The sequence below is a fragment of the Methylobacterium sp. 001424705 genome (assembly GCF_059816145.1).
The window spans coordinates 13,193-38,486 of the sequence record NZ_JCBANU010000013.1; the positions used below are offsets into that span (position 1 = coordinate 13,193).

Consider the following 25,294-nt stretch of genomic DNA (forward strand, 5'->3'; position numbering starts at 1 on the left):
TGTCGATTGGGCCGAAAGTGAGCCTATGCGGCGTCGCGCGCAAGCGCCGCGGGCAGCATCTTGCGGATCTCGGGGATGCACGAGCCGCAATTCGTGCCGGCCTTGCAGGCGGCACCCACCGCCTCGACGGTACCGGCCCCCGCGGCGATGGCCCCCGTGATGACGTCGAGGCCGACCCCGTGGCAGGCGCAGACGGTGGGACCGGCCGAGGCCGTCTCGGCGCGGCCCGTCAGGAGGGCACGTCGGGCCGAGGCCGCGGGCTCCGGGTCCGCGAACAGCGCCTTGGCCTCGTCCCAGCCCGGGCGGGCCTCGGCGGGGCCCAGCGCCAGACAGGCGACGAGGCGGCCGGCCTCGTAGACGGCGCAGCGGTAGCGTCCGCGGGCGTGATCGGCATATTCGGCGAGCTCGTGGCCCTGGAACAGGCCGCGCATCATCAGTGCCACGGCGCGGGAGCTCTCCTGCGTGGCGAACTGGAGCCCCGAGCCGCCGGCGACCGTGGCCCGCGCCCACCACCAGCCTTCCGGCAGGGTGTGCTCGCCGCGGGTCAGCAGGAAGCCGCGGTTGCGATAGGGCACCGGGGCGAGGCCGACCGGGGTCGCCTTCAGCTCGGGCTGTCCCGAGACCGGATCGGGCACGCCGCGCACCAGGGCGCCGACGCGGGCATCCGAGGCGGTGGCGGCGCTCCAGTGGAAGGCGGCGAACAGGTTGCCCGGCCGCACCGCGTCGGTGACCATCGCCTCCAGGGTCGCGCTGCCATGCGGCGTGCTGAGGCGGGCGAGGTCCCCCTCCTTCAGCCCCAGTGGAGCGGCATCGTCCGGGTGGATCTCCACGAAGGGCACCGCGCGATGGGCCGAGAGCCGGGGGCTCTTCCCTGTCCGCGTCATCGTGTGCCAGTGGTCGCGGACCCGGCCGGTGTTGAGGACGAGGGGATAGGTCCCGCTCACCCCTTCGGCGAGCGTCGGGGCCTGTACGGCCACGAAGCGGGCGCGCTTGTCGAAGGTGTAGAACTGGCCGTCGGCGAAGAGTCGGGCGCGGGCCTTGCCGCGCTTCGGCAGCGGCCATTGCAGCGGGGCGGTCGTGGCGTAGGCCGCGTCGGCCAGGTCGCTGACGGCCCCGAGGTCGAAGTCGCGGGTGCCGTTGTTCTCGAAGGCCGAGAGGCCGGCGTGCTCCCGGAAGATCGCGGCGGTGCCCGAATAGGCGAAAGCCTCGCCGTGGCCGAGGCGCTTGGCGACGTCGCAGATGATCTGCCAGTCGGCCCGGGCCTCGCCGGGCGGTGTCAGGAAGCTGCGCTGGCGCGAGATCCGGCGCTCGGAATTCGTCACCGTGCCGTCCTTCTCGCCCCAGGCCAGGGCCGGGAGCAGCACGGTCCGGCGTCCCGTCGCCCGGGCGCTGTCGCTGTCGGCCACCGCCTCCGAGACGACGTAGAGGTCGAGGGCCTTCAGGCTCGCGCGGATGCGGTCGGCGCGGGGCATCGACACGATCGGGTTGGTGCCCATCACCCAGAGGGCCTTGATCTTGCCGCGCTCGATCGCCTCGAACAGGGCGACCGCCTTCATGCCCTCGCCCGTGATGATGTTGGGCGCCGACCAGAAGCGGCGGACCCGGTCCACCTCCTCGGGGGTGAAGTGCATGTGGGCGGCCAGCATGTTGGCCAGGCCCCCGACCTCGCGCCCGCCCATGGCGTTGGGCTGGCCGGTGAGGGAGAACGGCCCCGCGCCGGGCAGGCCGATGCGGCCGGTGGCGAGGTGGCAGTTGATGATCGCGTTGCCCTTGTCGGTGCCCTGCGCCGACTGGTTCACCCCCTGCGAGAAGGCGGTGACGACGCGCTTCGTCCGCGCGAAGAGCTCGAAGAACCGGGCCACGTCGGCTTCCGACAGGCCCGTGGCGGCGGCGGTGGCGGGAATCGTCGGCGCGATGGCGCGCGCCCGCTCCAGGGCGCCGTCGAAGCCGCTCGTGTGGTCGAGGACGAAACGGTAGTCCAGGGAGCCGGTGCTGGCAAGGTGCACCAGCAGGCCGGAGAACAGGGCCGTGTCGGTGCCGGCCTTCAGGCCGAGGAAGAGGTCGGCCTCCGCGCCGGTCTGGGTGCGGCGGGGGTCGATCACCACCAGCTTGGTGCCGCGTTTCGCCCGCGCGTCGATCATGCGGCGGAACAGGATCGGGTGGCACCAGGCGGTGTTCGAGCCCACCAGGACGATGAGGTCGGCCTCCTCCAGGTCCTCGTAGCAGCCCGGCACGGTGTCCGAGCCGAAGGCGCGCCGGTGGGCGGCCACCGCGCTCGACATGCACAGGCGCGAGTTGGTGTCGACGTGCGGGGTGCCGAGGAAGCCCTTCGCGAGCTTGTTGGCGACGTAGTAGTCCTCGGTCAGCAACTGGCCCGAGAGGTAGAACGCGATCGCGTCCGGCCCGTGCTCTTCGGCGATCCGGCGCAGGGACCCCGCCACGGTGCCGAGCGCCGATTCCCAGCTCGCCCGGACGCCGTCCACCTGCGGGTGAAGCAGGCGGTTGTCGAGGGAGAGCGTCTCGCCCAGCGCCGAGCCCTTGGAGCAGAGCCGGCCGAAGTTGGCCGGGTGCGCGGTGTCGCCGGCGATGCCCGCGCCGCCCTGCCCGTCCGGCGTGGCGACCACCCCGCAGCCGACGCCGCAATAGGGGCAGGTGGTCTTGACGGAGGCGGGCGGTGCCTGGACGTGCGCGGTCATGGCGGAATCCTCGGCGGAGAGCGGGGTCGTGGCGTGGAGCAAGGGTCGGGGGGCGCGGGGCGGGGCCTCGTCCACCCCCCTCCGCGGCCGTCCTCCCGCGAGGGGGAGGGGCTGCGCCTCAGTACACGTCGGCCTGGTAGCGGCCGGTCTTCTTGAGGTGGGCGAGGTAGGCCACGGCCTCGTCGGGGTTCTTGCCCCCGAACTGGCCGGCGACGTCGATGATCGCCCGCTCCACGTCCTTGGCCATGCGCTTGGCATCGCCGCAGACGTAGAAATGCGCGCCGCCCTCGAGCCACGTCCACAGCTCCGCGCCGGTCTCGCGCATGCGGTCCTGGACGTAGGTCTTCTCGGCGCCGTCGCGGGACCAGGCCAGCGACAGCCGGGTGAGCACCTTGCGGTCCTTCAGGGCGTTGAGCTCGTCCTTGTAGAAGAAGTCGGAGGCTTGGCGCTGGTGGCCGTAGAACAGCCAGTTGCGCCCCGGCGCTGCCGTCGCGTCGCGCTCGCGCAGGAAGGCGCGGAACGGCGCGATGCCGGTGCCGGGCCCGACCATGATGACGTCCTTCGAGAGATCCTCCGGCAGGGCGAAGCCGTGCGCCTTCTGCAGGTAGACCTTGACCCGCATGCCCTCGGGGATGCGCTCGCCGAGATGGGTCGAGGCCACGCCGAGGCGCAGGCGCGAGCGGTGGCTGTAGCGCACCGCGTCGACGGTGAGCGAGACCCGGCCCGGATCGGCCTTCGGCGAGGACGAAATCGAGTAGAGCCGCGGCTGCAGCTCGTCCAGCGCCTCCAGGAACACCTCCGCGTCGGGGCGCGCGCCGGGGAACTTGTGGAGGGCGCCCAGCACGTCGAGATGGGCGGCGTCGCCGTCCGGGTCCTCGCCGGCGGCCAGCGCCTGCGCCTTCCGGCGGGCCTCGCCCGCGGTGAGCAGCGAGAGGAGCTGGTAAAGCCCGTCCGGCGCGCCGCCCAGGGCGTAGTCGGTCAGCAGCCGGTCGCGCAGGGTCTTGGCCCCGATCCGGCGCTCGGGCCGGGCGCCGAGCTCGGCGATCACCGCGTCGACCAGGGCCGGGGCGTTGGCGGGGAACAGACCGAGGGAATCGCCGACCACGTAGTCGATCGGGGTGCCGGTGAGGTCGATCTCGACGTGCCAGGTCTCCTTCTCGCCCCCCGGTGCGTTGAGGCGGGTGCGCGAGACGAAGGTCGCCTCCACGGGGTTCTCCCGGCAGTAGCCGAGGGGGCCGAGCGCGGGAGCGGCCTTGGGGGCGGCGTCCTCGGACGTCTTCGGCGCGGCGCCGCCGCCGGCCCCGAACTCCTCCTCGAGCTTCTTCAGCATCCGGAGCGTGTCCTTGCCGCCGGGCTGGCACAGGTTCAGGCGCTCCTCGTTCTTGAGGAAGATCGCGTTGGCGTAGTCGGCGCAGTTGTAGCCGCACTGGCCGCAATCCTGCTGCGCCATGGCGGCCATCAGCTTCTGCGGCTCGGGCCGTTCCTTCGCCATCGCCATCCGCTCGGGCAGCGGCAGCGAGGGATCGTGCCAGGGCGCGTCGTCGTTGTCCGCGAGTTGTTGCGCGCCGCCGGGCGCTTCGCCGGGCGCGAGGGCCGTGGCGCCCTCCACCGCGGGGCCGAGCAGGGCGGCGAAGTAGCCCGAGAGCCAGGCGCGCTGGTCCGGGTCGAACGGGGCGGTCTCGGGGATGAGGACCAGGGGGGGCGTGACGTGCTCGCTCATGCGGCGGCCTTCAGGACGGGTTGCTCTTCAGCGATGTGGCGCAGCGACTCGGGGCCGGTGCGGGCGGTGAAGGCCTGGAAGCTCTCCTCCGGGCCGATGCGCCGGGCGAGGTAGCTGCGCAGCAGCGCCTCGATGCGGGCTGGGCAATCCTCGGCCCGCACGGCCTTCCAGATCTCGGTGCCGATCTTCGGGCTGTCGCCGAAGCCGCCGCCGACCACGATGTCGTAGCCCTCGACCGTGTCGCCCTCCTCCGAGACCACGACCTTGGCGCCGATGAGCCCGATGTCGCCGATGTAGTGCTGGGCGCAGGAGTGGTGGCAGCCGGTGAGGTGGACGTTCACCGGAACGTCGAGCTCCGTCAGGTTCGCCTCGATGTGGTCGGCGATGACGAGGGCGTGGCCCTTGGTGTCGGAGGCGGCGAACTTGCAGCCGCGGTTGCCCGTGCAGGCGACGAGGCCGGCACGGATGCTCGACGCTTCGGTGGTGAGGCCGAGGGCCGCCACGCGGGCGCGGACCTCCGCCACCCTGGCGTCGGGCACGCCGGAAAACAGGAAATTCTGCCAGACGGTCATGCGGATGGCGCCGTCGCCGCACTCGGACGCGATCGCCGCCAGGGCGCGCATCTGGTCGGTGGTCATCTTGCCGACGGGCAGGATCACGCCGACCCAGTTCAGGCCGTCCTGGACCTGCCGGTGCACGCCCACATGGGCGAAGCGGTCCATGGGCCCGCGCGGGGCGATGTGGGCCGGGTCGACCCGGTCGAGCGTGGTCCCCAGCACCGCCTCGACGGCAGCGAGGTACTTGTCGAAGCCCCAGGCGTCGAGGACGTACTTCATCCGGCTCTTGTTGCGGTTGGTGCGGTCGCCGTTCTGGATGAAGACGCGCAGGATGGCGTCGGCGACCTTGTTGCAATCCTCCGGCCGCAGCACGACGCCGGTGTCCCGGGCGAGGTCCCGGTGGCCCGAGATGCCGCCCAGCACGAGGCGCATCCACACGCCCGGCGCGACGCTCGCGCCCTCCCCCACCCGCACGGCCTGGAAGCCGATGTCGTTGGTCTCCTCCAGCACCGGCATCACGCCGCCGCCGTCGAAGGCGACGTTGAACTTGCGCGGCAGGCCGAACAGCGAGCGGTCGTTGAGGATGTGGTTGTGCCAGGACTTGGCGAGCGGCCGCGTGTCGAGGAGTTCCTGCGCATCGATGCCGGCCACCGGCGAGCCGGTGACGTTGCGGATGTTGTCGGCGCCGGCGCCCCGGGCGGTCAGCCCGAGGTCGATCAGCCCGTCGAGGAAGGGCTGGCCGTGCTCGGGGGCGATCTCGCGGACCTGCAGGTTGGCCCGGGTGGTGACGTGACTGTACCCGCCACCATGGGCATCGGCCAGATCCGCGATGCCGGCGAACTGCCAGTGGTGCAGGATGCCGTTGGGGATGCGCAGCCGGCACATGTAGGAATTTTGGGCCGGGGCCACCCAGAACAGCCCGTGGTAGCGCCAGCGGAAATTGTCCTCGGGCTTCGGGGCCTTGCCCGTCTGAGCCTCGGCGATGAGGCGGTTGTGGCCGTCGAAGGGGTTCTCGGCGCGCTTCCACTTCTCCTGCTCGCAGAGCTTGCCGCCGGCCTTCACCGTGGCGTCCTGCGCCTTGATGTGAATCGCGTCGGGGCCGGTGGGCTCGGCCGGGGCGGCGGCGCCCGGTGCGAGCGCCAGGCCGCCGGTCATCCGGGCGGCACTGATGCCGGAGGCGAAGCCTTCGAGATAGCGCTTCTGCTCGGCGTTGAATGCATCGGCCATGGGTAGCCTCCTCACGCTGCGAGGGGTTGGGATGCGGGCGCGGGGCGCCCGAACAGGAGGTCGTCGCGGTGCTCGGCGATCGAGGCGCCGGTGCGGATCAGCTCCTTGCACCAGCCCTGCTCGGCGATGTCGCCGACGAAGACCGCGCCCAGCAGCCGGTCCTCGGCGACGACGAGCTTGCGGTAGAGGCCGAGGCCGGGATCCGACATCAGCACGGTCTCGGCCCCCTCCGGCGCCTCGATCTGGCCGGCGGAGAACACGGGCAGGCCCGAGACCTTGAGGCTGGTGGAGAGGGCGGTGCCGAGATAGGCCGCGTCCTCGCCCATGAGGTGGCGGCTCAGGGCCTCGGCCTGCTCGTAGGCGGGCTCCACGAGGCCATAGACCTGGCCCCGGTGCTCGGCGCACTCCCCCAGCGCGGAGATGCGGGCATCCGACGACTGCATCCGATCGTCCACCAGGATGCCGCGCGCGGTCGCGATCCCGGCATTCTGGGCCAGCGCCACGTTGGGCCGCACGCCCACCGACATCACCACGAGGTCGGCCGGCAGCACGGTGCCATCGGACAGGATCAGGCGCTCGACCCGGCCCTCCCCATCGACCGACGCGGTGTCGGCCTTGAGGAGCACCCTGACGCCGCGCGCCTCCATGGCCCGCTTCACCAGGCCGGCGGCGGCGTGGTCGAGCTGGCGCTCCATCAGCCGGTCCATGACGTGCAGGAGCGTGGTGTCGACGCCGAGCCGCGCGAGGCCGACGGCGGCCTCCAGGCCGAGGAGCCCGCCGCCGATCACGATGGCCCGGGCGTGCTCCACCGCCGCCCGGCGGATGGCGGCCACGTCCGCGAGGTCGCGGAAGGTCAGCACGCCGGGCAGGTCCATGCCGGGCTTGGCCAGCCGGATCGGCAGGGAGCCCACCGCGAGCACGAGCCGGTCGAAGGGCAGGACGTGGGTCTCGCCGACGATCACGAGGCCGTTCTCGCGGTCGACCGCGGTCACCGGCGCGCCGGTGATCAGGCGGATGCCGTGATCGGCGTACCAGTCGAGGCCCCGAAAGGCGCAACCGGCCTCGTCGACCTCGCCGCCCAGCAGCGAGGAGAGCAGCACGCGGTTGTAGGCCGCCTGCGGCTCCGCCCCGACGACGGTGACGTCGTACAGGCCCGGCGCCCGCTCGGTCAGGCGCTCCAGGAAGCGCAACGACGCCATGCCGTTGCCGATCACCACCAGCCGTTCCCGCATCGCTCGCGATCCGTCCGTCAGGCCGCGATGGCGGGCTTGGCGTGGCGCGCGTAGAGGAACTCCAGCACCTCGGCGCGGGCGTGAGTGTAGGTCGCGTCCTCCACGAGATCGAGGCGGCGGCGCGGCCGCTCGAGGTCGACGGTCAGGATCTCGCCCACCGTGGCCGAGGGGCCGTTGGTCATCATCACGATGCGGTCGGAGAGGAGCACCGCCTCGTCGACGTCGTGGGTGATCATGATCACGGCGTTCTTCAGCCGGGCATGGATGTCCATCAGCGAGTCCTGGAGATGGGCGCGGGTGAGCGCGTCCAGGGCCCCGAAGGGCTCGTCGAGGAGCAGCACCTTCGGCTCCATGGCGAGGGCGCGGGCGATGCCGACGCGCTGCTTCATGCCGCCCGAGATCTCGCTCGGGCGCCGGTCGGCGGCGTGGGTCATGTTCACGAGCGCCAGGTTGTGGTCGATCCAGGCGTTGCGCTCGGCCTTCGACTTCTTGCCCTTGAAGACCTTGTCGACGGCGAGCGCCACGTTCTCGCGCACGGTGAGCCAGGGCAGGAGCGAGTGGTTCTGGAACACCACGGCCCGGTCCGGGCCGGGGCTGTTCACCTCCTTGCCTTCGAGGAGCACGCCGCCGGTGGAGGCCTTGAGCAGGCCGGCCACGATGTTGAGCACCGTCGACTTGCCGCAGCCCGAATGCCCGATCAGCGAGACGAACTCGCCCTTGTCGATCTTCACGCTGACGTCGCGCAGGACCTCGTTGGTGCGGCCCGCGCGGGTGAAGCTGATGCCGACGTTCTCGATGCTGAGATAGCTCATGGGAATCCCTCCTCAGGCCGTCGCGGTGCCGCGGGTGACCAGGGTGCCGACGAAGGCGACGAAGCGGTCGAGAATGAAGCCGATGATCCCGACATAGACGAGGGCGACGATGATCTCGGAGATGTGGGAGGAGTTCCACGCGTCCCAGATGAAGAAGCCGATGCCGACGCCGCCGATGAGCATCTCGGCCGCCACGATGGCGAGCCAGGACAGGCCGACGCCGATGCGCAGGCCAGTGAAGATGTAGGGGGCCGCCGAGGGCAGCATGATCTTGGCGAAGAACTCCAGCGGGTTCAGGCGCAGCACCGCCGCCACGTTGCGGTAGTCCTGCGGGATGTTCCGGATGCCCACCGCCGTGTTGATGATGATCGGCCAGATCGACGTGATGAAGATCACGAAGATCGCGGAGGGCTGTCCGTCCCGGAACGCGGCGAGCGACAGCGGGAGCCAGGCCAGCGGCGGGATCGTGCGCAGGACCTGAAAGATCGGGTCGAGGCCGCGCATGGCCCATTCCGACTGCCCGATCAGGGTGCCGGTGAGGATGCCCACGACGGTGGCCAGGGCGAAGCCGAGGGCGACGCGCTGGATGCTGGCGGAGATGTGCCAGAACAGACCCTTGTCGGTACCGCCGTTGTCGTAGAACGGGTGGGCGATGATGTCCCAGGCCTCGGTGACGACGCGCGAGGGCGGCGGCAGGCCGGCGCCGGGGCGCGAGCAGAGCATCTCCCAGATCACCAGGAACGCGATCAGCACCACGACCGGCGGGATCAGGTTCTTGGCGATGGTGTTCAGGGTGGCCATCGTGACGAGGGGCGCCCGCTTCGGCTTGGCCGGCGCGGCGGCGGCGCTGGCCGCGAGGGTGGTGGTGTTGGCCATCACGCGATCCTCTTGATGCTGAGGCTGGACAGGTAGGCGGCGGGATCGGCCGGATCGAAGACCTTGCCGTCGAAGAAGGTCTCCTTTCCGCGGGAGATGGAGGCCGGGATCGCGGTGACGCCGAGGGCCTTGGCCGCCTCGCGCCAGAGGTCTTCGCGGTTCACCTTGGCGATCAGCGCCTTGGTGTCGGTCTGCGCGTCGAACTTGCCCCAGCGGATGTCCTCGGTGAGGAACCAGAGGTCGTGAGACTGGTAGGGATACGAGGCGTTGTCGTTCCAGAACTTCATCACGAAGGGGCTGTTCTCGACCACGCGGCCGTCGCCGTAATCGATCGTGCCCTTGATGCGGCCGGCGACGTCCGAGACCGGGACGTTCATCCACTGGCGCTTGGCCGCGATGGCGGCGACCTCGTCCTTGTTCTCGGGCCGGTCGCACCAGGCCTGCGCTTCCAGCACCGCCATCAGCAAAGCCTTGGTGGCGTTCGGGTACTTCTCCGTGAAGGAGGCCCGCATGGCGAAGGCCTTCTCGGGGTGGTCCTTCCAGAGTTCGCCGGTGGTGAGCGCGGTGTAGCCGAGGCCCTGCTGCACCAGCTGGGCGTTCCACGGCTCGCCGACGCAGAAGCAGTCCATCGTGCCGACCTTCATGTTCGCCACCATCTGGGGCGGCGGCACGACGATGGTCTCGATGTCCTTGTCCGGGTCGATGCCGCCGGCGGCCATCCAGTAGCGGATCCAGAGGTCGTGGGTGCCGCCCGGGAAGGTCATGGCCGCCTTGACCGACTTGCCGGCGGCCTTCTTCTTCTCGATCGCCGCCTTGAACACCTTGGCGTCCAGGGCAACCTTCTGGTCGAGGTATTCCTTGGCGACCGAGATGCACTGGCCGTTGGTGTTGAGCCGGGCCAGGATCTGCATCGGCACGGGCACGTTGTTCTGCGTCACCCGTCCGGCCGAGATCAGGTAGGGCATCGGCGTCAGGATGTGGGCGCCGTCGATGCCGTTGCCTTCGGAGCCGAGGACGAGGTTGTCGCGGGTGGTGCCCCAGCTCGCCTGCTTGAGCACCTCGACGTCGGGCATGCCGTGCTTGGCGAAGAAGCCCTTCTCCTTGGCCACGAAGAGCGGGCTCGCGTCGGTGAGGGCGATGAACCCGAGCTTGGCGCCCTTCACCTCGGGGCCGGCCCCCTGCGCGAAGGCGCCCCCCGGCAGGGCCGTGCGGGCGAGGGCCGCCAGGGACAGCGTCGCGGCGGCCCCCTTCAGGAGGTCACGGCGGTTGTTGCGGACACCGTCAGTCATCGAACCCGAAACCCTCGCAATCATGGACATCCGCCAAAGAAAAAAACCGCCGACCAAGCACATCCATCGAACGCACGATCGGCGTTCCGTGGGGGACTCGGGTCAGCGGCTCTGCCGACGGATAAGGCTCGTCATCGTTGGCGAGCCCCTGATGCTTTGCACGGGGCGTGCCAAGTCTGGTGCGGCCGCCGGACCATTGCGATGCCGGGCATCCCGGATGCGCTCCAACCGGTTCCGATCAAAGGTTTTTGTCAGAAACGTCTCAGCGGCCGCCTTCGGTTTCGGAGCCCGTGCGGATGCGAGAAACCAGGCCGGACCGCGAGATCGGCCGCCCGGTCTGCCTGCCTGCGCGCCACGCGCTGCGCTGCACAATCCGCGGGCACCCTGCCGATGCCCGCGGCAGCGGCCTCTCAGCCGGCGGCTGCGTACAGGTCGGGCCGGTAGATCGCCCGGGCACGGGCGGACAGGGCGGGCGTGGGCGTGATCTGACCGGCCTGTCCCATCTGGTCGAGGAGCCAGTCGGCCTGGTCGGGAACCGGCCGCTCGGCCGCGGCGCCGAACACGACGAAGCGCGACGCGGGCCGCTCGGTCCCGTCCGGATCGACCACCACGGTGCCGGCCAGGGCCCGGCGGACGAGGCCCGGATCGATGCCGAGATGGCTCGGATGGGCGAGCAGGCTTGCCAGCTCGCCCCGGTTCTCGGCCGCCGCGCACCAGCGCCCGGCCCGACGCACCGCGCGGACCAGGGCCGCACTCGTCTCCGCCGCATAGGCTGGCAGCGCCAGCACCTTTTCCGGGCAGTCCGGGGCCAGTTCGAAGCCGAGGGCGACGATGCGGCCGTATCCCTCGGCCACAGACACGCTGTTCCAGGGGCTGCCGGCGCAGAACCCGTCGATCTGCCCGGAGCGCAGGGCCTGGGCGATCCAGGGCGGCGGGATCACCACCAGCCGGGTCGCGGCGTCGAGGTCGAGCCCGCCGCGGGCCGCGAACATCCGGAGCTGGTAGGTGTGGCACGAGAAGGGGTGCACGGTGCCCAGCGTCAGGGGTCGACCCTGTGTGACCCGCACGCGTGCGACACGGGAAAACGCGCGTGCCATCGAGTCGAGATCGTCGGCCTCCGGCGCCATCTCGGCCCAGAGCGGGCGCGAGACCGTGACCGCATTGCCGTTGAGGCTGAGCCCGAGGGGCACCACCAGGTCGGTCTCCGGCCCGCTGATGCCGAGGGCGCTGGCGAGGGCGAGGGGCGCCAGCATGTGCGCGCCGTCGAGGTGCCCGAGCGCCAGCTTGTCCCGGAGCGTCGCCCAGGAGGGCTCACTGACGAGGTCCACCGCCAGGCCTTCGGCGGCGGTGAAGCCCCCCTCCACGGCGGCGATCAGGGGCGCCGCGTCGATGAGCGGCACGTATCCGAGAGCGAGTCTCATCGGGGCAGGCCTCTCATCCCAGGAGATCCGCCGCGGTCACGATGGCGCGGGCGATGTCGGCGATTTTCCGCTTCTCGTTCATGGCCTTGCGCCGCATCGTCCGGTAGGCCTCCTCCTCCGAGAGGCCCTTGGCCGTCATCAGGATACCCTTGGCCCGCTCGATGAGCTTGCGGTCGGCGAGCTCGCCCCGCGCCTCCGACAATTCGCGTTGCAGCCGCGCGAAGGCGTTGAAGCGCAGGATCGCCACGTCGAGGATCGAGCGGATGCGCTGCGGCTGCAATCCGTCGACGACGTAGGCGGAAATGCCCGCATCCATCGCCGCCTGCATCATCGGCACGTCCGAGCGGTCGACGAACATCGCCACCGGCCGCTCCACGTGTCGGGACAGGCCCGACATCTGCTCCAGAATGTCCCGGCTCGGGCTCTCCAGGTGGATCACGACCACGTCCGGGTTCAGGGCCGCCACCCGGGCCGGCAGGTCGGCGGTGTCGGGCAGAACCACGACGCGGGTGAAGCCCGCCGCCATGAGGCCCTCCTCGAGGATCGCGGCGCGGGCACGGCTCGGGTCGATCACGGCGACGGTCAGGGTCGGCTCGGTCATCGGTGTCCGGGGACGCGAATCGGGGTTGGGGCGGTCCCGGCAGGTCGCATGCCGGTCGAGGGGATGACAAGGCACATGACGCTGTGGGCGCGGGCGTGGCGTTCGGAAGGCGGGGAACAGGAGGGTCATCACCGGGAAGGCAAGCCGCATGCCCGGCGAAACATTACCGTTTGGAGAGGAAACAGCCCAGGTTCCGCCGCAAACAGCCCGGCTAATGGCGCTGGCGATCGGACCGGTTGCTGAAACGCACAGCGAGGTGCCCCGGATGTCAGGCTGCACGCCCCCCGATCAGACGGCGTTCGAAACGCCCCCCGATCAGACGGCGTTCGAATCGGGTTCCGCGCGTGGCGTGACGCCGCCCCTCCTGCCGACGCTGGCCATGGCGGTGATCCTCGGGGCAGCCTCCTATCTCTGCCACGAGCCGGCCCCTGTGGCACCGGCCTCAGTTCCGGCGACAGCGGTGGCTGCCGCACCGGAGGCGACGGCGGTGGCGCCCTTCATCCCGGCCCCTCTTGCCTTCCAGTCCCAGTTCCCACTGGTCATCGTCGCCCAGGCCGAGCCCGCCGCCCAAGCCCACAGGACCGTGCCTCGGCCTGCCCGCCTCGCCGCTCCGCGCGGGTTCGAGCATCCGCGCCTTGCAGCCGCCAAGGTCGCGCCGACCACCGACAAGGCGCCGCAGGTTTCCGAGAGGGCACCGCAGGCCCCAGCGAGACTGCCGCAGGTTCGCGAGAAGGCCCTGCCCTTCGCGGCCGAGGCCGAGGTCTCGCATGCCGCCGCCGAGGGGGACGAGGGCGTGCTGCCCGGGATCGGCCTGCCTGACGCGACCTTGCCCGACCTCGCCCTGCCGTTCGCGCCGACGATCCGCGCGGTGACCCAGGCGGGCGCCGCTGCCGGCGCCTTCATGGGCGCCAAGACCGCCGCCGCCGGTACCTTCGTGAGCGACCAGGGCGCGGCCCTCGGCGCGGAGACCGCAACCCTCGGTGCCGCCGTCTCCGGTTGGATCGGGCGCCTCCGCTGAACGCTTTCGAAGCGTTGGCGGGCCAGCAAAAGCGCCCCTGACCCTGGACCCTGCCGCCTTCGAAGACTACGTGGACGCTCAGCGATGCTGCGCGGCCCCGTGACGGTCGACGTCGCGAGGACGAGGACCTGGATGGCCGGACGGATCGAGGATTACGCGCTCGTCGGCGATGGCCGTACCGCTGCGCTGATCGCCCGCGACGGCAGCGTCGACTGGCTCTGTTGGCCCCGCTTCGATTCCGCCGCCTGCTTCGCCGCCCTGCTCGGCACGGAGGATCACGGCTACTGGAAGCTCGGCCCTACCGATGCGGCCGCCACGACGCGCCAGTATCGCGAGGGCAGCCTCGTCCTGGAAACCCGGCACGAGACCGCCGCCGGCGTCGTGCGGGTGACCGACTACATGCCGGCCAACGATGGCGCGCATCTCGTCAGGATCGTCGAGGGGCTCGAGGGGACCGTGCCCATGCGGATGCGCCTTCGCGTCCGCTTCGATTACGGATTGGCGGTGCCCTGGGTCTCGCACAACGAACTCGGTGATCTCCGCGCGATCTCCGGACCGCACAAGGTGGTGCTGCGCACCCTAGTGCCGACGTTCGGCCAGGATCAGACCACCGTCTCGGAATTCACGGTGGAAGCCGGTCAGAGCGTGGCCTTCACCCTGAGCTACGGGGCATCCCACGAGGACGACCCGGCGCCGATCCAGCCGCGCAAGGTGCTGTTCGAGACCGATCGCTACTGGCGCGACTGGTCCAGCCGCGCTGCTTCCGGCACACCCTGGGACGCGATCCTGAAGCGCTCGCTGCTCACCCTGAAGGCGCTGATCTACCAGCCGACCGGCGGCATCGTGGCCGCGCCCACCACGTCCCTGCCGGAGGATCTCGGCGGCGTACGCAACTGGGACTACCGGTTCTGCTGGCTGCGCGATTCCACCTTCACGCTGATCGCCCTGATGGATGGCGGCTACCTCGACGAGGCCCGCGCCTGGCGCGACTGGCTGGTGCGCGCCGTGGCTGGGAACCCGGAGCAGGCGCACATCCTCTACGGCATCGCCGGGGAGCGCATGCTGCCCGAGATCGAGCTCGATTGGCTGCCCGGCTACGAGAACTCGAAGCCCGTGCGCATCGGCAACGCGGCGGTGGAGCAGTTCCAGCTCGACGTCTACGGCGAAATCTTCGACGCGCTCTATCAGGCGCACCAACGCGGCCTCCAGGGCGATGCCGACGGCTGGCGCGTCGGCGAAGCGCTGCTGCGCCATCTCGAGAAGGTCTGGTGTACGCCCGACGAGGGCATCTGGGAGGTGCGCGGCGGACGCCGGCACTTCGTTCACTCGAAGGTCATGGCCTGGGTCGCCTTCGATCGGGCCATCCGTTCCTTCGAGGAGGCCGAGACCCGCGAGCAGGATGAGATTCGGACCACCGGTTTGAGCCACCGGCCCAAGGAGGCTCGTGACGTGCCGGTGGCGCGCTGGCGCGAGATCCGCGAGCAGATTCACGCGGAGGTCTGCGCCAAGGGCTTCGACCCTGAGCTGAACAGCTTCGTGCAGTCCTACGGTTCGAAGCGACTCGACGCGAGCCTGCTGCTCATCGCCCATATGGGCTTCTTGCCCCAGGACGACCCGCGGGTGGTCGGCACCGTGGAGGCCATCGGGCACACCCTGATGCGCGACGGCTTCGTGCTGCGCTACGACACCGAGAACCAGACCACCGACGGTCTGCCCGGCGACGAGGGCGCGTTCCTGCCCTGCTCGTTCTGGTACGCCGACAACCTCATCGGTCTCGGGCGCTGCGACGAGGCGCGTGCGCTGATCGAGAGGCTGATCGGCGTCTGCAACGATGTCGGATTGGTGGCGGAGGAGTATGATGTGAAGGCCCGGCGCCTCGTGGGCAACTTCCCGCAGGCTTTCAGCCACGTCACGCTGGTGAACACCATTCTCAACTACAGCCGGGCCAAGGGGCCGGCCAGGGAGCGGAGCAGCGGCTCTGCGGAAGCCGAATCTCCGGGTGCGACCACGCCTGCACCCCAACGGTGCGACGCCTGAGCGTTTCGGACGCTCCAGGCGAACAAGCCCACAGATGAAGGACGACGAGAGATGAGCGGAGCAGATACCAAGCCGAACGCGGCCCTGAGCGAGATCGACAAGCTCAGCATCGACACGCTCCGGACGCTCGCCATCGACGCGGTGCAGAAGGCCAATTCAGGCCATGCCGGCGCCCCTATGGCGCTGGCGCCGGTGGCCTACACCCTATGGAACCGCTACCTGCGCTATGACCCGGCGCACCCGCACTGGCCCAATCGCGACCGCTTCGTGCTCTCGGCCGGTCACGCCTCGATGCTGCTCTACGGCCTGATCCATCTCGCCGGCGTGACCGAGAAGGACGGCGGCAACGCGCCCGCCCTGACCATCGACGACCTCAAGAATTTTCGCCAACTCGACAGCCGGACTCCCGGCCATCCCGAGTACCACTTCACCACCGGCGTCGAGACCACGACCGGTCCCCTCGGTCAGGGCGTGGCGAACTCCGTCGGCATGGCGATGGGCGGCCGCTTTCTGGGCGAGCGCCTGAATCGGCCCGACCTGCCGCTGTTCGACTACAACGTCTACGCCATTTGCTCGGACGGCGATCTGATGGAAGGCGTCGCCTCGGAGGCGGCCTCCATCGCCGGGCACCTGCGTCTGTCGAACCTGTGCTGGATCTACGACAACAACACCATCACGATCGAGGGCCACACCGAACTCGCCTTCTCCGAGGAGGTCGCGGCCCGCTTCCTTGCCTATGGCTGGCAGGTCCTGCGCGTGGCCGATGCCAACGATGTCCACGCGGTCTCGTCGGCTCTGGAGACCTTCCTCCAGTCCAGCGACCGCCCGACGTTGATCGTCGTCAACTCGATCATCGGCTACGGCGCGCCCAAGAAGCAGAACACCGCCAAGGCCCACTCGGACGCGCTCGGCGAGGACGAGGTCAAGGGGGCCAAGCGTGCCTATGGCTGGCCCGAGGACGCGCAGTTCCTGGTGCCCGACGGGGTCTACGACAACTTCCGCAATGGCATCGGCAAGCGCGGTGCCGAACTCTACGCCACCTGGGAGGGCTTCTTCCACGAGGCCAAGGCCGCGGACCCGGTGCATGCCGAGGAACTCGATGCCTATCTCGAGGGCCGGTTGCCGGCCGGCTGGGACAAGGACATCCCGGTCTTCGAAGCGGACGCCAAGGGCCTTGCCACCCGTGAGTCCTCCGGGAAGGTGCTGAACGCCATCGCGCAGCACGTGCCGTTCATGCTGGGCGGCTCGGCCGATCTCGCGCCGTCCAACAAGACCAATCTCACCTTCGAGGGAGCCGGCTCTCTGACACCCTTCGAACCGGGTGGCCGCAACATCCACTTCGGTGTGCGCGAGCACGCGATGGGCTCGATCGTGAACGGCCTCGGCCTCGTCGGTCTGCGTGCCTACGGCGCCACCTTCCTGGTCTTCGCCGACTACATGCGCCCGCCGATTCGTTTGGCGGCCTTGATGGAGGTGCCGGTCTTCCACGTCTTCACGCACGATTCGATCGGCGTCGGCGAGGATGGTCCCACCCACCAGCCGGTGGAGCAACTGCTGACGCTGCGGGCGATCCCGGGGCTCGTCACCCTCCGCCCGGCGGACGCCAACGAGGTCGCGGAATCCTATCGGGTGATCATGAGCCTGAAGGATCAGCCGGCGGTGCTGGCGCTGAGCCGCCAGCCGCTGCCGACCCTGGACCGGTCGACGTACGCCGCGGCGTCCGGCACCGCCAAGGGGGCCTATGTCCTCGCCGATTGCGAGGGAACGCCAGAGGTCATCCTCATCGGCACGGGCTCGGAGGTACAGCTCTGTGTCTCGGCCTACGAGGCGCTGACGGCAGAGGGTGTCAAGGCCCGCGTCGTCTCGATGCCGTCCTGGGACCTGTTCGAGCGTCAGGACGAGGGCTACCGCAACAGCGTGCTGATCCCCGAGGTGCTGGCCCGCGTCGCCGTCGAGCAGGGCTCGGTGATCGGCTGGGACCGCTTTGCGGGCTCGGCGGGCACGATCATCGGCATGCACACCTTCGGCTCCTCGGCGCCGATCAAGGACCTGCAGACCAAGTTCGGCTTCACCCCCGAGAAGGTGCTCCAGGCCGCCCGCGATCAGATCGCTCGACACAGGAAGTAGGCGGCGCGAACGTTTTCCCCTCCCCTTCTGGGGGAGGGCCGAGGGCCGAGTCGGCGCCGCCAGCTTCCCCAGCCGGTCAGCGTGACCGGCCACCCTACCATCCTCTCCTCCCCTCGTTGGGGGGAGATGCACAGAACCGGTGATGGATGTCGGCGACGGGTCTCCCCGCCCGGCGCCCGGACGACGAGGAGTTTCCCATGAACCCGCTCAAGGCTCTCTTTCCCGAACAGGGGCAGGCCGTGTGGCTCGATTTCGTCGCCCGCGGCTTCGTTGCGCAAGGCAAGCTGAAGGCTTTGGTGGACGAGGACGGCCTGCGCGGCGTCACCTCGAACCCCTCGATCTTCGAGAAGGCCATCGGCGGATCGTCGGAATACGATGACGCCCTGAAATCCGTGATGGATCAAGGCGATGCCCGCGTCATCGACCTCTACGAAGGTTGCGCGGTGGCCGACATCCAGGCCGCCGCCGATGTGCTGCGCCCGGTCTACGACGAGAGCGACGGCGCCGACGGCTACGTCAGTCTTGAGGTGTCGCCTTACTTGGCTCTCGACACCGAGGAGACCTTGGCCGAGGCCCGCCGCCTCCACGCGATGGTGGCCCGCGACAACCTGATGGTGAAGGTGCCGGCGACCCGGGAGGGCATTCCGGCGATCCAGGCCCTGACCGCGGACGGCATCAGCATCAACGTCACCCTTCTGTTCTCGGTCGACACCTACGAGGCGGTGGCCCGCGCCTTCATCGCCGGCCTGCAGGCCTTCGCGGCCAAAGGCGGTGACGTATCGAAGGTCGCGAGCGTTGCGAGCTTCTTCATCAGCCGGATCGATGTCGCGGTCGACAAGGCCTTGGACGAGGCCGGCGGCTTCGACGACCTCAAGGGCAAGGTCGCCATCGCCAATGCCAAGCTCGCCTACCAGCGCTACAAGGCTATCCACGCCGAGCCGCAATGGCAGGCCCTCGCGCAGAAGGGTGCCAAGGCGCAGCGCCTGCTCTGGGCCTCGACGGGCGTGAAGAACAAGGCTTATTCCGACGTTCTCTACGTCGAGGCGCTGATCGGCCCCGATACCGTCAACACCATGCCGCCGGCCACCATGGACGCGTTCCGCGATCACGGCACCGTCAAGGCCGCCATCGAGAGCGACGTCTCGGGCGCGCAGGCCGTGATGGCGCGCCTCGCCGAGGCCGGCATCCACATCGAGACGGTCGCCGACACCCTGGTCGACGAGGGCGTGCAACTCTTCATCGACGCCGCCGATAAGCTCCTCAGTGCGGTGGCGGCCAAGCGCATCGACTTCCTGGGGCCGAAGCTCGACGCGCAGACTCTCGTGTTGGGCGAGACGCTCGGCGCCGCCGCCAAGAAGGCGGTCGAGGAGTGGCGCGCGTCCGGCAAGATCCGCCGGCTCTGGGCGCACGACAAGACCGTTTGGAGCGGGACGGACGAAGACCGCTGGCTCGGCTGGTTGCGCATCGTCGAGGACGAGCTCGACCATGTCGCCGACTACGAGGCCTTTGCCGAGGACGTGCGGGCGGGCGGCTTCAGCGACGTCGTCGTTCTTGGAATGGGCGGCTCGAGCCTCGGCCCGGAAGTGCTCGCCGAGACTTACGGCAGCCGCGAGGGCTTCCCCCGTCTGCGGATTCTCGACTCCACCGATCCGGATCAGGTCCGCGAGACGGAGGCTGCGATCAGCCTGCCGACCACGCTGTTCATCGTGGCGAGCAAGTCGGGCTCGACCCTCGAGCCCAACGTCTTCCGGGATTACTTCCTCGGCCGGATGAAGGAGACGGTGGGGGCCGACAAGGCCGGTGCCCATTTCGTCGCCGTCACCGACCCGGGTTCGGCCATGGAAAAGGCCGCGAAGACGGACAATTTCCGAAAGATCTTCTACGGCGTGCCGCAGATCGGCGGGCGCTACTCGGTCCTGTCGGCGTTCGGCCTCGTCCCGGCGGCGGCCTCAGGTATCGACGTGAGGTCCTTCCTCGACACCGCCCGGACCATGGTCCGCTCCTGTGGCCCAGCCGTGCCGCCTGCCCAGAACCCGGGCGTGCTCCTCGGCACCGCCATGGGGGCGGCTGCGCTGAGCGCTGGCCGTGACAAGGTCACGATCGTCGCGTCCCCCGGCATCGACACCTTCGGCGCCTGGGCCGAGCAACTCATCGCCGAATCCACCGGCAAGGCGGGCAAGGGCCTGATCCCCATCGACGGCGAGCCCGTCGACGTACCCGCCGTCTACGGCCGCGACCGCTTCTTCGTCTACCTGCGCCTCGACGGCCGCGCCGATCCTCACCAGGACGAGGCGGTGCGCAACCTCGAGCGAGAAGGCCACCCGGTGGCGCACATCACCCTGGCCAACGAGGAGCAGCTGCCACAGGAATTCTTCCGCTTCGAGATCGCCACGGCGGTCGCGGGCGCGATGCTCGGTATCAATCCCTTCGACCAGCCCGACGTCGAGGCGAGCAAGATCGAGACGAAGAAGCTGTTCGATGCGGCCGAGAAGAGCGGTGCCCTGCCGGGCGAGACACCGATCTTCGCCGACGAGACGATGGCCCTCTACGCGGATCCGTGCAATGCCGGCGCCCTGCCCCGGGCCACCGAAGGGCTCGAGGCGGCCATCGCGGCCCATCTCGCCCGGGCGAAGGACGGCGACTACGTCGCGCTCCTGGCCTATGTGGCCCGCAATCCCGGCCACCACGCGATCCTGCAGGAGGCCCGGGTGGCGCTGCGCGACACGCGCCGCCTCGCCACTTGCCTCGAATTCGGGCCGCGCTTCCTGCACTCCACCGGTCAGGCCTACAAGGGTGGGCCCGATACTGGCGTGTTCCTGCAGATCACGGCCGATCCCTCGGCGGATCTCGCGATTCCCGGTCGCAGCCTCGGTTTCGGCACGGTGGTGGCGGCCCAGGCCCGGGGCGATTTCGCGGTCCTGGCCGAGCGCAGACGCCGGGCCCTGCGCGTCCATATCAAGGGCGGTCAAGTCGAGGCCGGCCTGAAGCGCATCGCCGCGGCGATTCGAGCGGCGCTCTAGCATCGGCTCCAGGGCACCCCCGCCGGGGACCTCGAGAACCGCCCGCTTCCAACAGGGAGCGGGCGGTTCTTTGCCGAGGGAGCTGATCCGAAACGGACGCGGCGGCTCGGGCAGAGACGCGACCGCGACCTACGATGCGAAGCCGTTGTCCCGTCCCCAGATGATGGCCTCGCCGCGGCGATGAATGCCGAGCTTCCGATAGAGTGCGGCAGCGTGGTTGCGCACGGTGTTGGGGGTCAGCCCCAGGCGCTTGGCGATGGCGCCGTCGCCGAGGCCCTGACAGATCAGGCGGAGCACCTCGCCCTCGCGGCGGGTGAGGTCGGGTCTGACCGGCGCTGGCTCCGACGAACTCGGATGACGCAGGCTGCCGAGCTTGTCGATCAGACCGCGGCTGAACCACGAGGTGTCGGCCATCACGGTCTCGATCGCATCGAACAATTCACGCTCGGAGCGCTTGCGATCGCTGATGTCCTGCAGCACCGCGAGGAGACAGGGTTCGTCGCCGATGGTGACGCTCTCGGCCGAGACGAGGCAGTCGAGATCGATTCCATCCCGGCTGCGCAGGCAGGCCTCGAAGCCGAGAACGCTGCCTTGCGCGGCAAGGTCATGGCCGAAGCGCTCGCGCTGAGCGCCGTTGGCCCAAAGGCCGATCGCATCGAGTTCGTGCCCCACCACGGCGTCCTCCGCATGACCGAAGGTCCGCGTGAAGGCTTGGTTGATTCCGATCACGGCGAGGCCATCGGCCCGACACAGCAGAGTCGGAACGGGCGTGAGGCGGAACGCCGTTGCGAAGCGCTCCTCGCTGTGGCGCAAGGCTGTCTCGGCCTTCTTGCGCAATTCAAGATCGGCGAAGGTGAAGAGCATGCAGGGCTCGTCGCCCATGTCGATGGGCTGGCCTGCCACGATGACGAACCGGGTACCGCCGTCGGGCAAACGCAGGCAGGCCTCCATCTGCGGGATCGTCTCGCCCGCGTTGAGGCGTGCGATGGCCAAGTCCCGGCTGCGGGCCTCGTTGAGCACGTCGACCTCATAGACGCTGCGCCCGATGATGTCCGCGCTGCGATAGCCCGTCATTTCCAGGAAGCCGAGATTGACCTTCACGTGGCGGAGGTCTGACAGCCGGCAGATCACGGCCGGTGCCGGGTTCGCGTTGAATGTCTTCTCGAAACGTTCTTCGGCCGCGAATTGCGAGGTGACGTCGGCCAGGATCAGCACGAGGCAATCGGGCTTGCCCGCCGCATCCCTGATGATGAGGCTGCGGATGCGCTGCATCACATCGAATTCGGGCCGGTCCGTTCGTCGGACATTGACGATGACCTCATCGAAGGTCTCGCCGGCGAGAACGCGCTCGATCGGCGTGCGCGTGATGACGTGGTTGTTGCGGTAGCGCAGGACAAAGGTCTCGCGAAATGCCGAGACCGTTCCGCCCAGTTCGGCGAGGTCAGCCGCCCCGTGCATCGCGAGGGCGGCCTCATTGGCCCAGGCAATGCGCTGATCGGGCTCGATGAGGATCACGCCCTCGGAGAGCCCGGCGATGATTTGGTGCAGCTGAGAACGGTCGACACCCGTCGTCAAAGGTTTTGGCATCCTGTGTACAGAAGCGGCGTCGACACCGGAGAGGACGCCCGGGTGCGTCGGCGCCCCTCACGCGAACGAATCCGTTCGCCCGAGGAACAAACGCAGGAGCGTCCGACTCGTTGCCGAGATGTTCCGGACCGGGAAGCGTGGCCGCTGCTTTGCATGCAATATTCCTGCTGAATGGGTTAGGCGGGAGATCGCGATGTGCCAAGGTGACGATCCGAGTTGTAGCCACTTTCCCGAGCACCGACGGCGCCTGCTGGGCGACCTCGAACCGGAGCGGCGAGCCTTCCTGAAGAGCGGCTTCGTCGCCTCGGGTGGCGCCGCCGCTCTGATGGCCGGTGGCCTCACGTTGCCCGGTGTCGCCCTTGCCCAGGCGAGCGCGCAGCGTGGCCCCAAGCGGACGGCGCATTACCACCTGCCGGCCACGGCCGAGACCGTGCATTGGGGCTATTTCAGCCGCAGCCTGAAACCGCAGATCGAGATCGATTCCGGCGATTACGTCACCATCGAAACCCTGACGCACCATGCCAACGACGATGCCGAGCGCATGGTCAACGGCGATCCCGGTGCAGAGAGCGTCTTTCTCTGGACAAAGGAGAAGAAGGGCGTCGCCCGGCGCGGGGCCGGCCCGGAGGACACCAAATTCGGACCCGGCGGCGGCCTCGGCGTGCATATCTGTACCGGCCCGGTGGCGATCCGTGGAGCCGAGCCCGGCGATGTCCTCGAGGTCCGCATCCTGGACGTGATGCCCCGCCCCTCGGCCAACCCGACCTTCAAGGGCCGCACCTTCGGGAGCAACGCCGCTGCGAACTGGGGTTACCACTACAAAGACATGATCACCGGTGATCGGCCCCGCGAGGTGGTGACGATCTACGAGGTCGATGCCACGGGCGCGCGCGACTGGGCACAGGCGGTCTACAGCTTTCGCTGGCCGGGCGTGACGGACCCGTCCGGTGTCGACCACCCGACCATCGACTATCCGGGCCTGCCGGTGGACCACACCCGCACGCAGCGTAATTTCGATGCGCTCAAGGGCTTCCGCGTGCCGATCCGACCGCATTTCGGGACAATGGGCTTGGCACCCAAGGAAGCCGAGATGGTGAACTCGATCCCGCCGAGCTACACCGGCGGCAACATCGACAACTGGCGCATCGGCAAGGGCGCGACCCTCTACTATCCTGTCGCCGTGCCGGGCGCCCTGTTCTCGGTGGGTGACCCCCATGCGAGCCAGGGCGATTCCGAACTCTGCGGCACCGCCATCGAGTGCTCGCTCACCGGCACCTTCCAGTTCATCCTGCACAAGAAGGCGGACCTTCCGGGCACGGCCCTCGAGACCCTCGATTTCCCGATGATCGAGACGGCCGAGGATTGGGTGCTCTCGGGCTTCAGCTACCCGAACTATCTGGCCGATCTCGGGCCCGACGCGCAGACCGCGATCTTCGCCCAATCCTCCATCGACCTCGCCATGCGCGATGCCTTCCGCAAGATGCGCCGGTTCCTGATGCATGGACACGGACTGACCGAGGACGAAGCGATCTCCCTCATGTCCGTCGCGGTGGATTTCGGCATCACTCAGGTGGTGGACGGCAATTGGGGCGTCCACGCCATCGTGAAGAAATCGATCTTCCCGGTGCGAGTAACCTGATCCGCAGCCTTCGCGCCGGTCAGAGTCGACCGGCGCGCACGGACAGGGGCCAGCGGATGTCCCGCTGCACGGTGGGGGCGCCCCAGGCCGCGGCCAGGGCATCCTGGAATGCCGTGATGAGCGCCCGGCCCAACGCCGTTTCCAATGCCCGGACCGCCGACCAGGTCTCTGTGTAGCCGATCAGCTCGGAGCGTCCCCAGGACAGCCTGATGGCAAGTTCTGGCATCGCAACGGCCGGGAAGGGGAACGGGAGCGTGCGATAGCCGTCTTCGACGTGGCGGCGCTCGGGCGGCCAATAGGGGCCGAGGGTTCCGCCATAGAAGCGCTGCGTCACGGCATCGATCGCCGCATCATCGATGTGCAGCACCCAGTATGTGATGAGCGCCAGGATGCGCGACCCGTCGCACCTCGGTGTAGAAGGTCGGGAGTTCGAGCCAGTGGGCTGCCTGCGCGACCGGCACGAGGCCGCGCGCGCCGCCGGCTGACCGCTCCGCTCGGCGGGCGCCACGCTGTAGGCGACGCGGGCATGCGGCCTCGCAGGGGCAACCTGCGCGGCGCTCGCATCCGCGGCGATGACGTGTTCGAATCGATCGGCAAGCAGGACTGAGAGCTGCCCGGTGCCGCAGGCGCAATCGAGGGCCACGGACTGCCCCGGCGCGGCATCCGCGAGCGCATCGGCCAGGGCCCCCTGATTAGGTCCGTCGGTGCGCTGCATACTCGGCCGCATGGGCCGAAAAATGATCCTGGAAACACGTCATCGCTGTCAGGCCCTTCTGACTCAAGGGGCCGCCCCGAACCGACCGGGGCGGGTCCCGGTCGCGAGCGCCACGTTCCGAGCGAGAGGCTTGAGCCCGCGATCCGGGCGGTCCGGCGGCTCCCGGTCTTTGCTCGGGGATGTCTCGACCGCACAGACAGATTAACCGAGGCGGAGCCGCGGCTCTCGCTGCCGCCTCCCAGCTCGTGCCCTCCGAACGAAGTTATACGGAGCCTGGGCTCAGCACCGGGGCCGGCCCCTCGGAGACGTCGCCCCGAGTTGCCGACTTCGATCGCGTGCGTCAGCAGCTCAGGCGCCGACCTTCCCGACGGCCGAAGACCCGATAATGTGCGGCGCCGGATTCCATCTGGCCGCGATTGACGGCCCGGCGGACATCGGGGTTGCAGCGCAGGTATTCGGCCTCGTCGAAGCCATAGTCCCGTCGGCCGGAGCCGCGGCCGCGGTCCCGGAAATCGCCATCGCGATCACGATATCCGTCGTCCCTACCCCGATATCCGTCGTCGCGGCCGCGATAGCCGTCTTCGTATCCGCGGTAGGGCTGGGCCAGGACAGGGCTCACCGAGCCGAGGACCGTCAGCCCCAGAACCGCCGCTGCACAGAGTGACTTCATGTCCGTAATTCTCCTTGCCGGACGCGGAAAACGGTTCCGCTTGTGTTTTG

At 69.4% G+C, this 25,294-nt stretch carries 17 protein-coding genes; 5 read left to right on the forward strand and 12 right to left on the reverse strand.

Annotated elements, in window-relative coordinates; translation table 11 throughout:
• Window positions 1–23: 23 nt before the first annotated feature.
• From AC6EUL_RS11580 to AC6EUL_RS11620, 9 genes are all read right to left on the reverse strand, one after another.
• Window positions 24–2,696, reverse strand: a complete 2,673-nt coding sequence (locus AC6EUL_RS11580) for a nitrate reductase (RefSeq protein ID WP_499870178.1) — start codon at window positions 2,694–2,696, stop codon at window positions 24–26.
• A gap of 118 nt (window positions 2,697–2,814) precedes the next feature.
• Entirely contained in the window at window positions 2,815–4,416 is a 1,602-nt protein-coding gene (locus tag AC6EUL_RS11585) for a sulfite reductase subunit alpha (RefSeq protein ID WP_056271997.1), read from the reverse strand.
• Window positions 4,413–6,200 (reverse strand): NirA family protein, encoded by a 1,788-nt coding sequence (locus AC6EUL_RS11590; protein ID WP_499870180.1) that lies wholly within the window; start codon window positions 6,198–6,200, stop codon window positions 4,413–4,415. The genes AC6EUL_RS11585 and AC6EUL_RS11590 overlap by 4 nt, the downstream gene beginning before the upstream one ends.
• Window positions 6,201–6,211: 11 nt before the next feature.
• A complete protein-coding gene (locus AC6EUL_RS11595; protein ID WP_056272003.1) occupies window positions 6,212–7,432 on the reverse strand; it encodes an NAD(P)/FAD-dependent oxidoreductase in 1,221 nt (406 codons plus the stop codon).
• Window positions 7,433–7,449: 17 nt separating this feature from the next.
• Window positions 7,450–8,244, reverse strand: coding sequence for an ABC transporter ATP-binding protein (locus AC6EUL_RS11600; RefSeq protein ID WP_056272007.1), 795 nt, complete (start codon window positions 8,242–8,244; stop codon window positions 7,450–7,452).
• Between the two features lie 12 nt (window positions 8,245–8,256).
• Entirely contained in the window at window positions 8,257–9,120 is an 864-nt protein-coding gene (gene ntrB / locus AC6EUL_RS11605) for a nitrate ABC transporter permease (protein ID WP_056213565.1), read from the reverse strand.
• Window positions 9,120–10,409, reverse strand: a complete 1,290-nt coding sequence (locus AC6EUL_RS11610; protein ID WP_499870183.1) for a CmpA/NrtA family ABC transporter substrate-binding protein — start codon at window positions 10,407–10,409, stop codon at window positions 9,120–9,122. The genes ntrB and AC6EUL_RS11610 overlap by 1 nt, the downstream gene beginning before the upstream one ends.
• A gap of 410 nt (window positions 10,410–10,819) precedes the next feature.
• Window positions 10,820–11,830, reverse strand: a complete 1,011-nt coding sequence (locus AC6EUL_RS11615; RefSeq protein WP_499870185.1) for a CmpA/NrtA family ABC transporter substrate-binding protein — start codon at window positions 11,828–11,830, stop codon at window positions 10,820–10,822.
• Window positions 11,831–11,843: 13 nt separating this feature from the next.
• Window positions 11,844–12,431: an ANTAR domain-containing response regulator gene (locus AC6EUL_RS11620; RefSeq protein ID WP_056213559.1), complete on the reverse strand. Its 588-nt coding sequence runs from the start codon at window positions 12,429–12,431 to the stop codon at window positions 11,844–11,846.
• A gap of 349 nt (window positions 12,432–12,780) precedes the next feature.
• Here AC6EUL_RS11620 and AC6EUL_RS11625 point away from each other — a divergent pair, with 349 nt between their 5' ends.
• The 4 genes from AC6EUL_RS11625 (at window position 12,781) to AC6EUL_RS11640 (ending at window position 20,633) form a co-directional block, all read left to right on the forward strand.
• Window positions 12,781–13,449, forward strand: coding sequence for a hypothetical protein (locus tag AC6EUL_RS11625; RefSeq protein WP_499870188.1), 669 nt, complete (start codon window positions 12,781–12,783; stop codon window positions 13,447–13,449).
• 132 nt (window positions 13,450–13,581) lie between these two features.
• Complete coding sequence (locus AC6EUL_RS11630; protein WP_499870190.1) at window positions 13,582–15,486, forward strand: glycoside hydrolase family 15 protein; 1,905 nt, start codon at window positions 13,582–13,584, stop codon at window positions 15,484–15,486.
• Window positions 15,487–15,537: 51 nt separating this feature from the next.
• Window positions 15,538–17,613 (forward strand): transketolase, encoded by a 2,076-nt coding sequence (gene tkt, locus AC6EUL_RS11635; RefSeq protein ID WP_056350648.1) that lies wholly within the window; start codon window positions 15,538–15,540, stop codon window positions 17,611–17,613.
• A gap of 197 nt (window positions 17,614–17,810) precedes the next feature.
• Window positions 17,811–20,633 carry a bifunctional transaldolase/phosoglucose isomerase gene (locus AC6EUL_RS11640; RefSeq protein ID WP_499870192.1) on the forward strand — a complete coding sequence of 941 codons (2,823 nt, stop codon included), beginning with the start codon at window positions 17,811–17,813 and terminating at the stop codon, window positions 20,631–20,633.
• Window positions 20,634–20,762: 129 nt separating this feature from the next.
• On the opposite strand, the gene AC6EUL_RS11645 is transcribed toward AC6EUL_RS11640, so the two are convergent.
• Complete coding sequence (locus AC6EUL_RS11645) at window positions 20,763–22,208, reverse strand: helix-turn-helix transcriptional regulator (protein WP_499870194.1); 1,446 nt, start codon at window positions 22,206–22,208, stop codon at window positions 20,763–20,765.
• Window positions 22,209–22,413: 205 nt separating this feature from the next.
• Here AC6EUL_RS11645 and AC6EUL_RS11650 point away from each other — a divergent pair, with 205 nt between their 5' ends.
• Window positions 22,414–23,859, forward strand: a complete 1,446-nt coding sequence (locus AC6EUL_RS11650; protein ID WP_499870196.1) for an acetamidase/formamidase family protein — start codon at window positions 22,414–22,416, stop codon at window positions 23,857–23,859.
• Window positions 23,860–23,878: 19 nt separating this feature from the next.
• Here the strand turns inward: AC6EUL_RS11650 and AC6EUL_RS11655 are convergent, their stop codons facing one another.
• Together AC6EUL_RS11655 and AC6EUL_RS11660 are read right to left on the reverse strand one after the other, a co-directional pair.
• Window positions 23,879–24,586: a methyltransferase domain-containing protein gene (locus AC6EUL_RS11655; protein ID WP_499870198.1), complete on the reverse strand. Its 708-nt coding sequence runs from the start codon at window positions 24,584–24,586 to the stop codon at window positions 23,879–23,881.
• 328 nt (window positions 24,587–24,914) lie between these two features.
• Window positions 24,915–25,244 carry a hypothetical protein gene (locus tag AC6EUL_RS11660; RefSeq protein WP_056213546.1) on the reverse strand — a complete coding sequence of 110 codons (330 nt, stop codon included), beginning with the start codon at window positions 25,242–25,244 and terminating at the stop codon, window positions 24,915–24,917.
• Between the last annotated feature and the right edge of the window lie 50 nt (window positions 25,245–25,294).